Origin of the sequence: Bartonella sp. AC158YNML (genome assembly GCF_042196725.1) — a bacterium.
GTDB lineage: Bacteria > Pseudomonadota > Alphaproteobacteria > Rhizobiales > Rhizobiaceae > Bartonella.
Map to the genome: position 1 here is coordinate 16,273 of NZ_JBHIQU010000003.1, position 14,352 is coordinate 30,624.

The following is a 14,352-nucleotide window of genomic DNA, read 5'->3' on the forward strand; positions in this document are numbered from 1 at the left end:
ATACAATTAAATATTTTACCAAAGAGATTATGAAATTAACTTGAAATTGATGCACGTGTTTTTTCAAAACGTTTACGTTCATTGGGATCAAGATAGAGTTTGCGGAGACGAATATTTTTAGGGGTTACCTCCACAAGTTCATCATCTTGTATCCATGATAAGGCACGTTCTAATGTCATTTTAATGGGAGGCGTTAACTTTACCGCTTCATCTTTTCCGGAAGCGCGCATATTAGTAAGTTTTTTTCCTTTTAACACATTAACTTCTAAGTCATTATCGCGTGAGTGGATGCCAATAATCATACCTTGATAGACTTTCACACCTGCATCAATGATCATAGGTCCACGATCTTCAAGATTAAAAAGAGCATAAGCAACAGATTCACCGTTGTCATTAGAAATCATAACACCATTAACGCGACCAGCAATGTCTCCTTTATAAGGTTCATAAGCATGGAAAAGGCGATTCATAATTGCTGTACCACGTGTGTCCGTTAAAAGTTCAGATTGATAACCAATAAGTCCTCTAGTTGGGGCGTAAAAGACAAGGCGGACACGATGACCTCCAGAAGGACGTAATTCCACCATTTCACCCTTACGTTCAGACATTTTTTGTACAACAGTACCGGAATATTCTTCATCGACATCGATAACAACTTCTTCGATTGGCTCAAGAATTGTTCCATTTTCATCTTTTTGCATAACAACGCGTGGACGTGAAACACTAAGCTCAAATCCTTCACGGCGCATATTTTCAATAAGAACTGCAAGCTGTAATTCTCCTCGTCCTGAAACGTAGAAAGAATCTTTATCGGCTGATTCTTCAATTTTAAGAGCGACATTGCCTTCTGCTTCTTTTAACAATCGGTCACGAATGACACGACTTGTTACTTTATCGCCTTCAGTTCCTGCAAGGGGGCTATCGTTGACGAGAAAACTCATCGTCACAGTAGGAGGATCAATTGGTTGGGCAGTAAGGGGTTCATTAACCGTAGGATCACAGAAAGTATCAGCGACGGTACCTTTTTGCAGACCTGCAATCGCAACAATATCACCAGCACTTCCTTCTTCAATAGGTTGCCGTTCTAGACCACGAAATGCTAGAATTTTTGAAATCCGCCCAGTTTCTAAAAGTTTTCCATCTTGTCCCAGAACCTTGACATTTTGATTGGGTTTTAGAGAGCCAGAATGAATACGACCTGTAATAATTCGTCCCAAAAACGGATCCGCTTCAAGAATAGTTCCAATCATGCGGAACGGGCCTTCTGCGACGCTAGGGGAAGGAACATGCCGCGTTACAAGATCAAATAAAGGACCTAATCCTTGATCTTTTGGTCCCTCGGGGGCTTCAGCCATCCATCCATCGCGTCCTGAACCATAAAGAATGGGAAAATCAAGCTGTTCATCAGTTGCGTCAAGAGCAGCGAAAAGGTCAAAAACCTCATTAATAACTTCATCAACGCGTGCATCAGGTCGGTCAATTTTATTAATAGCAACAATAGGGCGCAAACCTACTTTCAATGCTTTGCCAACGACAAATTTTGTTTGTGGCATTGGTCCTTCAGCTGCATCAACAAGGACGATGGCTCCATCAACCATGTTTAGAATGCGCTCAACTTCTCCACCAAAATCGGCATGTCCTGGTGTATCAACAATATTAATTCGAGTATCTTTCCAAACAACAGATGTCACTTTCGCTAGAATTGTAATTCCACGTTCTTTTTCAATATCATTTGAATCCATCATACGTTCGCTTGTGCGCTGATTATCACGGAAGTTTCCTGATTGCTTGAGAAGTCCGTCCACAAGCGTTGTTTTCCCATGGTCAACGTGGGCAATGATGGCAATGTTACGCAATTGCATAAATTTTCTTCTTTTCGTTTAATGAAATCCCATTTGAGGCAAAGTATTTACATTCTTTACCTGACTATCAAAAAATCTTTTACATGTTTTTTTATAATTTTGGAAGATGGAGGTAATATTTTTATGGTAAGAGTATTCACTCAAGTTTTTAATGCTTTCTTGAGTATCAATTGCTGGAGTTTCATAAAAAAACTTTTATAGTACCGGTAAGTTTTATTCTCAAGCTAAGACTTGTCCATAAATCATCATCAATTTGATCTTTATGAACGTGACACGAGAAATTGATATAAATGTCTGTAAGAATAGTATAAAGGTAAATCCATTGAGCACCCCCATCTTTACGCTTATGAAGTAACAAGTCAGCATCATCACACAATTTGCCAGTTCGTGGGTGTTGCTATAGCCTTTGGAACTTGAGACTCTTCATAAGAGCCATTTTTAAATCCTTTCTTATACAGTTTTTACCCACATGCCACCCCCGCTTGTGACGTGCAAGCGAATGGTTTTGATTGATTCAATATGCACAGATTTGAAATGAGAGAATCTTACGTTATTCGGGACTCTCATTCAATATGCAAAACAGTGCACTGTATATATAAATCAATATTTTGCCTGAAAACTAGAACGTTTCAAACAGAATTACACTTGTTATTGCATATCCATGTATTTGTCTTAAAGAGGGATTTCTTAATGTATACCTTATCCATTCTACGATAGTTCCCATAAATGGTATAATATAAACACCTTTATGAAGAGTATAAAGCCCATGGATTATCATTATTATTACTCTATTTTAGCTGTCAATATTGCAACAGTTTTTAGTACTAGAGAGGGGGCATAAGAAGTAGTTTACTCTTTTCTTGAATAATTTTAGCCACGCACCAATTCTACTTGTGGTATGCAAAAAGATGACTTTAATTGATTCAAGATGAGAAGGTTTATGATAAGATAATCTTGCAGTATTTGGAGTTATTATTCAATCTAAAAAAACGATACATTATCATTATAAAAAAGTGTATTATCTATGAAGTAGGGCGAAAGAAAACAAATACGGGAGTTTGTTTTTTAGGGAAAGATCTTAAATGATATGACAAGATCTTTCCATAACGGTGCGTTTTTCCTTCATATATTTAAAGGAGAGTTCCTGACAAAATGAGGGAAGCTACAGAAAAATAGATTATAATGCCCATTACATCGACTAAAGTTGCCACAAAAGGAGCAGAAGCACTTGCTGGATCAAATTTTAAACCTTTAAGGATAAAAGGTAGCATCGATCCAGAGAGAGAACCAAAGGTAACGATGCCGATTAAAGCTGTACCTACTGTTGTTGAAATAGCAATCCAATGTTGGCCATAATCGTAGATACCGAGTTTTTGCCAAAGAGCAATGCGCGCAATGCCAATAATTCCGAGTAAGAGACCAAGGGATAATCCTGTTGGAATTTCACGAATAATAACTTTCCACCAGTCTTTTAATGTGAGTTCACGTAAAGCCAATGCACGGATAATAAGGGATGTAGCCTGTGAGCCGGAATTCCCTCCTGAGCTCATAATGAGAGGAATAAACAGTGTAAGAATAATCGCTTTTTCAAGTTCAGTTTCAAAATGTTGCATAGCGCTTGCTGTTAGCATTTCACCGATAAAGAGTAAAGCGAGCCAGCCTCCGCGTTTTTTCATCATTTCAGGAAACTTGATTTGCATATAGGGCTTATTAAGCGCTTCCATACCCCCAAATTTATAGGCATCTTCATTCATTTCATCGACCATAGTATCAAGCACATCGTCCACGGTTACAATGCCAATGACATGGTTATTTTCATCAACGACGGGCACCGACAGAAGATCATGGCGCTGGAAAAGGCGCGCGATATCCTCATGATGTGTGAAGGGCGATATTGTAATGGGTGAGTCATGGGTAGGGACATTAAGGATTTGTTCATCAGGTGAGGCAAGAATAAGGTTACGCAGTGAAACAGCTTTGAGAAGAATCCCTGTTTTAGGGTCAATCACATAGCTGGTATAAACTGTTTCACGTGTTCGCTCGACCTCACGAATATGATCCAAAGTTTTTTGTATGGTCCAGTTTGAAGGAACTGCTATAAACTCTGTTGTCATGAGTGCCCCTGCTGTATGATCAGGATAACTGGTAAGTTTTTTAAGTTCCGCACGTGTTAAGGGTTTAAGCAAGGCATAAAGCCGTGTACGGGTTTCTTTATTTATTTCTTGAAAGACGTCTGCAGCAGCATCTGCAGACATGCCATCAAGAATTTCAACCGCACGATTTATAGGGAGAAGTTCTAAAATAGCAGCAGGTTGCTCAAGCTCTGGTTTATCAAAAAGTTCGATAACATAATCAAGAGGTAGAAGACTAAGAATAGTAACTCGTTCCATGATATCGAGATCATTGATGATATCAATAGAGTCTGCAAAATGCTGATTTTTTAATTTTTCAGCGAGAGCTTCAGGAGAAAAATTTTTGAAGTCGAAGGCCGTTTTAATTTCAGTCATGATAAAGTACCTCCTGAAGAGTTGGGGAGTTGTAAATCTAAATAATAGATGAGATAAAAACAAAAATTTATGGAAGATTTGAAAAAAACCTCCCCGACTATATTTTCAATTGTTAATATTTTAAGTTAAAGTCAAGGATAAATTATCAGTTATGAACAAGTTTCTGAATTGCTGAAACGAGAATACAGCTTGATTGGAGGATAATATGAAGGCGTAAATGTAAAAATCAGTTCCCATTTTTACCTTATTATGCCGTCAAACACCGTTGTTTAGAGCGGTGATATAAGGCATGAAAAGCTTTACATATTAAGTGTTTTTAGATATCGCAATCCGTATTCAGGGCAGGGGCTTATCTGTTGCGCTTATGAAGTAAACTGCATGAGTGGTTAGCAGGTAGAATCCGCCGAGATAAGCTGGACTGTTGACAGTCCAGAGACTGGTAGGAACCTCCGTTCTTGTAATGGGGCAACCGTCCCTTCACGTAAAACAGAACGCCATTGTATTGCAGTTTCACGCGCTTATTTTAAGAAATATCTCTCAAAGAGCATTCAAGCCCATTTCACGACGGCGCTTGTGAAGGGTATAAAGGTAAATGCATTGAACACTTCCATCTTTATGCTTATGAAGGATCAAACCAGTACCATCACAACACTTTGCTAGCTTGTAGGTGTTCTTAGCATTTAAGACGGTTCATAAGAGCTATTTTTATTCCTTTCTTATTACGGCTTTTACCCACACGCCAGCTCCGCTTGTGATGTACAAGCAAGTGATTTTGATTGATTCAACATAAACAGGTCTGAAATGAGAGAATCTTACGATCTTAAGGTTTTTTACTTCAATAGAGCTTTGACAGGTAGTTTTGAAACTCACAAAATAGTTTTAGTATATTATCAATTTGTGTCGTAAAGATAATGATTACAGCCTAAATTTATAATGGAGACATAAAGTATTATGACAAAAGAAGCCGTGCTGAATTGGAAGGGATTTTCAGGTCTTCCTGATTTTTTTTCTATAAATGATGAAGATTTTAAACCCGCTTTTGAACAGGCACTTCAAGAAGCCGAAGAAGAACTAGAAGCGATTGCGATGGTGCAAGAACCACCAACACTTGAGAACTTTTTGCAACCTTTTGAGCTTTGTGGCAAAGCGCTTAATCGTATCTGTTCAATATTTTTCTTGCGTACCAGTGCTCATACGAATGCGTTGATTCAACAGCTTGAACAAGAGTTCGTTGTAAAACTTTCTCGTTATTCTTCAAAAATGATGATGGATGCACGGATATTTGCGAAAATAGATGTGCTTTATAAACAGTCGCAACAGGGGACATTTGAGAGTGAAACAACACGTGTTCTTGAATTATGGTGGAAAAAGTTTGTTTGTCATGGTGCAAAATTAGATGAAAAAGCGAAAAAACGGCTTGTAGAAATTAATGAAAGACTCGCTTTTTTAAATGCTACTTTTGGGCAAAATGTCTTAAACGATGAAGCTGAATGGATTCTATTTTTAAAACAAACAGACTTATCTGGTTTACCGGAAGATCTTATTGCCTCAATGAAAGAAATTGCGTACGAAAGAGGCAGTGAAGAAGCCTATGCATTAACACTAGCACGCTCAATTGTTGAACCTTTTTTAAAATTCTCTGATCGTCGTGATTTGCGTAAAGTTGCATTCCAAGCTTGGGCTAAACGTGGTGAAAATAATAACAAGAATGACAATCGAACCATTATTTTAGAGGTTGTTGCGCTTCGAGATGAGCAAGCTAAATTATTGGGATATAAATCTTTTGCGGATTTAAAACTCGATAATACCATGGCTAAAAGTGTTGATTCTGTTATGAATTTGCTTATGCCTGTATGGGAGCGAGCAAAAGCGAAGGCTTCTACTGAGCAAATTGGATTACAAAATTTTGCCAATAATCAGGGAAGCAATGAATCTTTAACAGCTTCGGATTGGCGTTATTATGCTGAAAAACTTCGCACTGAAAAATTTTCTTTTGATGGCGCTGAAATTAAATATTATTTTCAACTTGATCATATGATTAAAGCGGCTTTTGGAGTAGCAGAAAAACTCTTTGGCATTACATTTGAAGAAAAAAATGCTGTTGCACTTTGGCATCCTGATGCACGTTTATGGGAAGTAAAGAAATCTGATGGAAGCTTACTTGGGCTTTTCATTGGTGATTATTTTGCACGTTCTTCAAAACGGTCTGGTGCGTGGATGAGTAGTTTGCAATCACAACATAAATTGGAAGGCGGACAAAAGCCCATTATCTACAATGTTTGTAATTTTGCTAAACCATCCAAAGGGGAGGTTGCTCTTTTATCTCTTGATGATGCACGTACGCTTTTTCACGAGTTTGGGCATGCATTGCATGGTTTGCTTTCTGATGTTGTATGGCCATCTGTATCGGGAACATCGGTTGCGCGTGATTTTGTTGAGCTGCCTTCTCAACTTTATGAACATTGGTTAACTGTACCAGAAATATTAAAATCTTATGCTATACATGCAAAAACAGGGCTTCCTATGCCACAAGAGTTGATAGATAAAGTTTTAGCAGCACAGACATTTAATGCTGGATTTTCTGCGGTTGAATTTATCTCATCAGCTCTCGTGGATATGGCTTTTCACCAAGGAGAAACAGTAACTGATCCAAAAGTGTTTGAACGCCAAGAATTAGACAAGCTGCAAATGCCTGATACAATTATTATGCGCCATCGTCCTCCACATTTTATGCATGTATTTGCAGGGGATGGTTATGCCGCTGGTTACTATTCTTATATGTGGTCAGAAGTGCTTGATGCTGATGCTTTTCAGGCTTTTGAAGAAACGGGAGATGTTTTTAATTCAGAGCTTGCTAATAAGTTGAAACGTTTTATTTACTCTGCTGGGGGAAGTCGTGATCCAGAGGAGCTTTATAAAGCTTTTCGGGGACGGATGCCTTTACCAGAGGCAATGATTAACAAACGTGGATTGTAAGATATAACGGCATGGTGCTAACCATGCCGTTTTCATATTCTTCGCAAAGATGTAGTTGCAATTTATGCAAATTTTCTCTTCATTATAGCTATGTAAACAGTGTTTTTATCTTATTCGCTTTTTGTTTATAGGGGAAAATAGATTTTGTATTTTAAATAGACATTATGGGAAAGAAAAATTATCAGCTCGATCTTTTTGATGTCCATTTGGTGGAAACCATGATTTTTCTATAAAACTTGATTTTTTTCTGCCTATGAGGTGGGTGTTTTGTTGTACCATATCATTAAGGCTCATTGGAGGCTGACGCATAATTTTACTCCGCTCTTGATTCTCTGATTCTTGTATAAGTTTTTTAATAACTTGATCGGTTGAGTAAGAATTTTCATGAGAAAAGGCATGAAAATTTAAAATATTTTTCAATGGCTTTTCTAAATAAGCAGCAAGTTTTTTCTTTCCTTCAGAAGTGAAATGCATGCCATTATTGGTGCGCAATTTGGTCATTTTTCCATTAATATCATAGCCTGAAAAAGAAAAGTTTCCTTCTTCATCACTAAAGCCACTCCAGATATCAAGAAAATATCCTCCTGCTGTTTCTGTTACTTGTTTGTAGAGCGCATTAAAAATTTTCATTTTTTGTGTCAAAAGGTTATTTCCAAAAGAAGGTTGACCTATCCATATCCACGATTTTCCAGAGGCATGAAGACTTTCAGCAATTTCGATAATTCTTTGTTTGTAGATGTGCATCCATTCTGATTGATCTGTGTTAATCGTGCGATGAGAGTCTATGATGGGTTGATTATCATTGGCCCCGATCATCATGATAATGACATCGGGGTTATTTTGATTAATGAGTTTAGAAATATTGCTTTGCCAAGAATAATAATCAGTTCGAACTAATCCGGAAGCTGGCATTGTGTTGTTCATAATAACGATATCACTATTATCTATAAAAAACTTCTTAAGTGCATCGGCAACAGCAGAAGCTGTAAAATCTCCTATGACAAGAATGCGCTTTGCGTTCTCATTTTTTAGCTTTTGTATGTTTTTTTGTGTTACGATCTTTTTTTGCGGCTTGTTTATTTTTTGTTCTATAATTTGCGGTGGTTGTTGCGTCTGTTTGTTATGTTGTGACAACCATTTGAAGAAGTTCGTTGCTTTACTTGGGGATGGTTGTATGATCCCCACAATAGAAAATGAAAACAGTAAGAATATCAAGTATATCAGACGCAAAAGAGACAAGACCTTATTCTCCATTATTGTTGGCGAAGGAGAAAAAGCACTTGAGATGATGGATATCCATTTTCTTTTAGACCGTAATGCAGCTGAAAAGCTTTGATTGCTTTGCGAGAGGCTGTTCCGATTTGTCCATCAATATCTCCTTTATAATATCCCAATGCACTTAAGCGAGATTGCAGTTCTTTACATTCTTGGAAGGTAATAGGCTGAAAAGGTCTTTGCCAATCATGCACTAATCCAGGCCGTCCAGCAATGCGATCAGCAAGAAGGGCAACGGCAAGAGCATAACGATCTGCATTATTATAACGTTTTAGAACAAAGAAATTTTTTGTGACTAAAAATATAGGTCCTTTTTCTCCATCTGGATATTTTAACATTGCTTGTTCAGCTAATGTAGGAAGAGGATGCCCATTAGCGTATTTTACACCTAATTTTTTCCATTGTTCAAAGGAATACCAGCCTTCAGGAAGTTTTTTTCCCTGCGGCACTTTTACCTCTACTCCCCAAATAAGATTAGGTTGCCAGCCATTTTTGTGAAGAAGATTAGCAGCAGTAGCCAGAGCATCTGGAACAAAGTTCCAGATATCACGCCGTCCATCTTGATTTATATCAACAGCATAGGCGAGATAACTGCTTGGAATAAATTGTGTATGTCCCAATGCTCCGGCCCAAGATCCAGTGAGTTGAGAGCGTTTAATTTCACCACTTTGTAGAATTTTCATAGCAGAAATAAGTTGTGTATGTGCGTATTTTTCGCGTTTTTTATCGGCATAGGCTAGGGTTGCAAGCGAGCGAATGGTATCATGCATGACACTTTTATTGGCTAAAATTTTCCCATAATTGCTTTCCATTGACCAAATAGCAAGCAGAATATTACGGTCAACACCAAAACGTTCTTCAATTTGAAGAAGCCATTTATTCCATTTTTTTGCTTGGCGCCGTCCTTCTATAATAGCAATATCATGGACACGATTATCGAAATAGTTCCATGAAGGAGCAATAAATTCCGGTTGGTATGCGGCGCTTTTTAAAACTTCTGGATCAATGGCATTAATGTCTTTAAATGCCATATGAAACGTAGAAGGGCTAATATTGTGAGCAATAGCTATTTTTTTAAACTCTTTAATCCAGTGTTTAAATCCGCTATCCGCATGTGAAAATGATGCAAAAAACATTAAAAAAGCAGACAAAAGAATGGCAGAGCCAGTGACAAGGGGTCTCCAAGCTATTGACTTCTCTAAAAAAAAAGAGAAACTCTTCAATTCTGTTTTTTGCATTTTGAAATCCCCATTAATATTCAATTCATTAGATGTGCAATAACTTTATTTTGTATTTAGTTTAATCGATAATATGATCAAGAATAGGAAAAAACTGAAATAAATAATTCGTTTTAATTCCTTCAATAAATTCTCAGATTCTTTTTACATTTTTGATTGCCTATTATAATGATAATCAAAACAATAAGATATCTTTTTTACCATTTCGTAAAAACATATGATAAATAAAACAAAAAAGTTATATGAATTCATTGAGGAGGGTGAGTGTGCGTAAAATCCGGAAAGCAGTATTCCCAGTAGCAGGTCTTGGTACGCGTTTCCTTCCTGCGACAAAAACGATTCCTAAAGAAATGCTAACAGTTGTTGATAAACCTGTTATTCAATATGTTGTGGATGAGGCGAGGGAAGCTGGTATTGAGCATTTTATTTTTGTGACTGGACGCAACAAAGCAGTCATTGAGGATTATTTTGATGCGCAAGTTGAATTATACACGACACTTGCTGAATGTGGAAAGAAAGAAGATCTTGCAAACTTATACCGTTTACAGCCATTACCAGGGTCAACTTCTTTCACTCGGCAACAGCAACCTTTGGGATTAGGGCATGCTCTTTGGTGTGCGCGTGAATTAGTTGCAGGGGAACCTTTTGCTTTATTATTACCCGATATGTTGATACAGGCGAAAAAGGGCTGTCTTTCTGAAATGATGAGCCTTTATGAAAAAACAGGTGGGGGAAATATTATAGCCGTTCAGGAATGCGATCCTAGAGAAACACATAAATATGGTATTGTTGGGAAAGGCAAACAGATTGCAAATGGTTTTGAAATCACAAAAATGGTAGAGAAACCAGCACAAGGAACGGCACCATCAAATTTGTACATCAATGGACGTTATATTTTGCAGCCAGAAATTTTTAATATTCTTTCCACTCAAGAACGAGGAGCAGGAAATGAAATTCAATTAACAGATGCTATGATACGGCTTTCAAATGAGCAAGATTTTTGGGGGTTGCAAGTAAAAGGGCGCACTTTTGATTGCGGTTCTAAAGCTGGTTTTATTGAAGCCAACGTTGCATTTTCTTTAGCACGCGCTGATATGCACAGCCACGTTTCTGCTTCATTGAAAAATTTACTAGAAACCATTAATGTTGAAAAGTGATATAGATCTCTCACTTAATTTTATTGATCGAATTTGATTATGACAATACCGTCTCCTCATATGGCTTTGCAAGGTGCAGTAGCATCAGCGCTTAAAACACTTGCGAGTGAAAAGCAGGGGCTTGAAGCTCTTGAAAAAGCTCTTCTGGAAAGTCTTTCTTCTTCTTTTGAAGCGGTTGTTCAAACTATTAGAAATGCGCGTGGACATGTGGTCATTACTGGTCTTGGAAAAAGTGGTCATATAGGCACAAAAATTGCAGCAACCTTAGCCTCAACTGGAACACCTGCCTTTTTTGTGCACGCTGCAGAAGCCAATCATGGTGATCTTGGTATGATTGGATCTGATGATGTTATTCTTGCTTTATCATGGTCTGGTGAAACTCAAGAGTTAAGTGGTATTATGAGCTATGCTGCACGTTTTCGTATCCCTCTTATTGCAATGACATCAAATGAGCATTCTGTGTTAGGACGACAAGCTGATATTGTGCTATTATTACCAAAGATAGAAGAGGCTTGCCCCCATGGTTTAGCCCCTACAACTTCAACAATTATGCAATTGGCAATGGGAGATGCATTAGCGGTTTCTCTTTTAGAAATGCGTGGTTTTACCGCAACGGATTTCAAAATATATCATCCTGGTGGTTCTCTTGGTGCAAGCCTTAAATACGTGTGTGATATTATGCATGAGGGTGATAGTATTCCTCTGGTTATGCAGGGAACAGCTATGACTGAAGCGATGAATGTTTTGGTGGAAAAACATTTTGGTTGTGTTGGTGTTGTGAATCAAGAAGGTGAACTAATCGGAATTGTAACTGATGGCGATCTTGCACGTAACATTCATTTTAATTTATCAAAATTTAATGTTGACGAGGTGATGACCAAAGCTCCTAAAGTTGTAAAGCCAAATACACTTGTTGGTGCAGCAACAGCTTTTATTAATGATCATCAGATTGGTGCATTTTTCGTGGTTGAAGATAAAAAACCGATAGGAATTGTCCATTTTCATGATCTTTTGCGTATTGGTGCTGCTTAGATTAAAGTTCCCTACCAAATAAAATGTTATTTTAGCTTAAAATAGATTGAATGATACAAAGTCACAGTTTTATTGTGATACGGTTTTGCTGATGTTTTGTGGAAGAAAATGAGTGTTTTACGCATTTCATAATGTTTAGAAAATTCTACGGATAGAGATTGTATCAGTTTCTTTACGTATTTGAGAGAAAATTTCCTGTCAGGAGGAGAAAGGAACACCTCCTGCTTAATGTATGTATTTTGTCTATCTTATAAGAAAAGCTTTACTTTATATTTTGTCTAAGATTTTCGTTTAAGAAAAAATTGTGCTCCTGTATGTGAGGTGCAGAGAAGTTGTGTGGAGTCATATGACATTGTACAATTGACTCTAGAGATTGTTCCACGAAGAATAGAGCGTATTTCAATTTCTATATTTTGAGCATTGAGATAATTATATGCTCCTTCTGATAGCTTTTCTTCTGTATCTGCTGCATGTGTTTCAAAAACACCATTATGAAAAGAAGAAATAATACCATTCTCGTCAACCCATTTTCCATCAATTCCTGTTGGCATATTTGGGTTATAATACTGCGAAAAGCTACAAGCACTTAATAGGAAAGTGGTGATTGTAAGACATAAAATATGATAGGTATGTTTCATTTATTGCACTCTATTTAGATTATTTTGCTCTCTAGTTTCTATAACATTATTAAATTATCCCATGAGTCAATATGAAAAATTTGATGAAAATCAATGAAAAAGCAAAAAAATAGAAAAAAATGCCTTAATGTTGTATTTAATTAACAGCTTAATGAAGTTCGTAAGTGAAACACAAAAGGTGAAATATTTCTTATGGTTTACAATAATTTTTACATTAAGCTGCTGAGTGGTCTCAAAGGAGATTATTGACATTATGGTTGGTCCCATTCTTGTTGCGAGTGAAGATTATGGAAGACGTATAGAGCTTTCTGCTATGCTCCGAGGTTTTGGCTACCGTGTCATTGAAGCAGAAAATGGTCTCCGTACGATTGATCTTTTACACAGGCGTAAAAACATTGTGCTTGCACTCCTTGATGTCGTTATGAGTGATTTGAGTGTGAGCGATTTGATTAAAATGATTAGAGTTGCTGGTGTTTCTATTCCTATTATTGTTATAGCACAGCAAGAAAATCAGGATTTACTCCAGAGAGCTCTAGCAGCTGGAGCGATTGATTATTGGATTCATCCAGTAACATTATTACGCGTAAGAGTTACGTTGGATATTCTTGCTCTTATTTCTGCCTTGAAGCATGAGGTTCGAGATATTCAACGAAAAAAAGAGAATCATTTACGATTTTCTGACCTTTGTATGAAAAGTAAAGCTATGCAGATAGTTTTAGAACAATCGAGAAAAGCAGCGAATTCTTTGCAAAATCTTTTGATAGAGGGTGAAGTTGGAACAGGACGTGAGACATTAGCTCGGATTATTCATCATGAGGGTTTATTCTCAGAAGGCGTTTTTATTCGCTTTCAATGTTCCGCCATTGTTGATCCAGAGGAAGAAAATCAGCAATGGTTTAAAGAATTCCTACCGTTGGTTTCTTCGCTTGAAAAAGGGACACTTTGCCTTTGTGATATTGATAGACTTGAGCCCATACAGCAAAAACGGTTTGCGCATTATCTTAAAGAAAGGGAAAAGAATACAAAAGGAGAACTTTTTCCTTTTCGGATCATTGCTATTTCAACATCGCGTTTAAAGGACTTGGTTAAAGAGAATTTTCTTTTGCATAGTTTGTTTGAACAATTTTCTCATTTGTCTATTAGCGTTCCTGCTTTACGAGAATTAAGGGATGATTTTCCAGAGATCACACAACATTTGATTGATCGTATTATCGTAGAAACAGGGCGATCACATGTTCATGGTTTAGCAGGATCGGCTCTTTCCTTGCTTATGCAGTATGATTGGCCTGGTAATAGAAATGAACTTGAAAAATTTTTATTTCGTGCGATTTTACTCAGTGAAGGACCTTTATTAACGGTTCGAGATTTTCCTCAATTAATGGGAAATTCGTTAATGAATGTTCCCAATATCATTGAAGGTAATATACAAGAAGATGAAGATAATGAACAAGAATCGATCCAATTTTTGAATACTGATGGCCATGTGCGTACTTTTGCAGAAATGGAACATGATATTATCGAGAAAGCGGTTAAACACTATAAAGGACATATGAGCGAAATAGCGCGCCGCCTTCATATTGGTCGCTCTACACTTTATAGAAAAATGGAAGAATTGAGAGCAATAAGAAATCAAGAACGGAAGTGAAATTCATAATAAACATGATTTT

General features: G+C 37.2%; 9 protein-coding genes. 4 read left to right on the plus strand and 5 right to left on the minus strand.

Translation table 11 applies throughout. The features are described 5' to 3' along the window. Positions 1–35 precede the first annotated feature (35 nt). Positions 36–1,862, minus strand: coding sequence for a translational GTPase TypA (gene typA / locus ACFIM1_RS02400; protein ID WP_375606747.1), 1,827 nt, complete (start codon positions 1,860–1,862; stop codon positions 36–38). 1,130 nt (positions 1,863–2,992) lie between these two features. Beyond that, on the minus strand, positions 2,993–4,369 hold the full coding sequence (gene mgtE / locus ACFIM1_RS02405) for a magnesium transporter (RefSeq protein ID WP_375609173.1): 1,377 nt from the start codon (positions 4,367–4,369) through the stop codon (positions 2,993–2,995). A 951-nt stretch (positions 4,370–5,320) separates the two neighbouring features. Here mgtE and ACFIM1_RS02410 point away from each other — a divergent pair. Next, positions 5,321–7,345: a M3 family metallopeptidase gene (locus ACFIM1_RS02410; protein ID WP_375609174.1), complete on the plus strand. Its 2,025-nt coding sequence runs from the start codon at positions 5,321–5,323 to the stop codon at positions 7,343–7,345. A gap of 162 nt (positions 7,346–7,507) precedes the next feature. On the opposite strand, the gene ACFIM1_RS02415 is transcribed toward ACFIM1_RS02410, so the two are convergent. Together ACFIM1_RS02415 and ACFIM1_RS02420 are read right to left on the minus strand one after the other, a co-directional pair. Further along, entirely contained in the window at positions 7,508–8,584 is a 1,077-nt protein-coding gene (locus tag ACFIM1_RS02415) for an SGNH family hydrolase (RefSeq protein ID WP_375609175.1), read from the minus strand. Positions 8,585–8,598: 14 nt separating this feature from the next. Next, positions 8,599–9,858: a lytic murein transglycosylase gene (locus ACFIM1_RS02420; protein ID WP_375608009.1), complete on the minus strand. Its 1,260-nt coding sequence runs from the start codon at positions 9,856–9,858 to the stop codon at positions 8,599–8,601. Between the two features lie 266 nt (positions 9,859–10,124). Here ACFIM1_RS02420 and ACFIM1_RS02425 point away from each other — a divergent pair, with 266 nt between their 5' ends. Both ACFIM1_RS02425 and ACFIM1_RS02430 read left to right on the plus strand, forming a co-directional pair. After that, positions 10,125–11,015, plus strand: a complete 891-nt coding sequence (locus ACFIM1_RS02425) for a UTP--glucose-1-phosphate uridylyltransferase (RefSeq protein ID WP_375608010.1) — start codon at positions 10,125–10,127, stop codon at positions 11,013–11,015. A 39-nt stretch (positions 11,016–11,054) separates the two neighbouring features. After that, positions 11,055–12,047, plus strand: coding sequence for an SIS domain-containing protein (locus ACFIM1_RS02430; protein ID WP_375608011.1), 993 nt, complete (start codon positions 11,055–11,057; stop codon positions 12,045–12,047). 278 nt (positions 12,048–12,325) lie between these two features. Here the strand turns inward: ACFIM1_RS02430 and ACFIM1_RS02435 are convergent, their stop codons facing one another. Beyond that, complete coding sequence (locus ACFIM1_RS02435; protein WP_375608012.1) at positions 12,326–12,685, minus strand: hypothetical protein; 360 nt, start codon at positions 12,683–12,685, stop codon at positions 12,326–12,328. A 253-nt stretch (positions 12,686–12,938) separates the two neighbouring features. Here ACFIM1_RS02435 and ACFIM1_RS02440 point away from each other — a divergent pair, with 253 nt between their 5' ends. Beyond that, complete coding sequence (locus ACFIM1_RS02440) at positions 12,939–14,330, plus strand: sigma-54-dependent transcriptional regulator (protein WP_375608013.1); 1,392 nt, start codon at positions 12,939–12,941, stop codon at positions 14,328–14,330. The last annotated feature ends 22 nt before the right edge of the window (positions 14,331–14,352 follow it).

What these genes read in the sequence shown, in the direction of transcription:
- typA (WP_375606747.1), bottom strand. Translation starts at nt 1,862, where the DNA reads ATGCAATTGCGTAACATTGCCATCATTGCCCACGTTGACCATGGGAAA.
- mgtE (WP_375609173.1), bottom strand. Translation starts at nt 4,369, where the DNA reads ATGACTGAAATTAAAACGGCCTTCGACTTCAAAAATTTTTCTCCTGAA.
- ACFIM1_RS02410 (WP_375609174.1), top strand. Translation starts at nt 5,321, where the DNA reads ATGACAAAAGAAGCCGTGCTGAATTGGAAGGGATTTTCAGGTCTTCCT.
- ACFIM1_RS02420 (WP_375608009.1), bottom strand. Translation starts at nt 9,858, where the DNA reads ATGCAAAAAACAGAATTGAAGAGTTTCTCTTTTTTTTTAGAGAAGTCA.
- ACFIM1_RS02430 (WP_375608011.1), top strand. Translation starts at nt 11,055, where the DNA reads ATGACAATACCGTCTCCTCATATGGCTTTGCAAGGTGCAGTAGCATCA.
- ACFIM1_RS02435 (WP_375608012.1), bottom strand. Translation starts at nt 12,685, where the DNA reads ATGAAACATACCTATCATATTTTATGTCTTACAATCACCACTTTCCTA.
- ACFIM1_RS02440 (WP_375608013.1), top strand. Translation starts at nt 12,939, where the DNA reads ATGGTTGGTCCCATTCTTGTTGCGAGTGAAGATTATGGAAGACGTATA.